This is a genomic window from Staphylococcus pasteuri (assembly GCF_030547725.1).
In the GTDB taxonomy this organism is placed as follows: Bacteria; Bacillota; Bacilli; order Staphylococcales; family Staphylococcaceae; genus Staphylococcus; species Staphylococcus pasteuri.
Window position 1 is genome coordinate 1 of sequence record NZ_JAUOQO010001053.1, and the last position, 233, is coordinate 233.

Annotated in this window: 1 protein-coding gene; it reads right to left on the reverse strand. The window is 61.8% G+C overall.

Translation table 11 applies throughout. The annotated features are described in order from the left end of the window. On the reverse strand, nt 1–233 hold a 233-nt coding region (locus Q4528_RS16385), incomplete at both ends, for an AMP-binding protein (protein WP_303522850.1).

Consider the following 233-nt stretch of genomic DNA (forward strand, 5'->3'; position numbering starts at 1 on the left):
GCCCTTTGGCGCGCCGGTGGTGCCAGAGGTGTAGAGCACATAGGCCGGGTGGTTGCCTTCGACCGGCAGACATTCCGCCGGTTCCACGCCGGCCTGAAACCCGTGCCAATCGACGTCACGGTCGGCAACCAGCGTTGCAACCTCTTGTTCGCGTTGAAAGATCACGCAGAAATCCGGTTTGTGCGAGGCGAGTTCAATCGCGCCGTCGACCAGCGGTTTGTAATGCACCACCC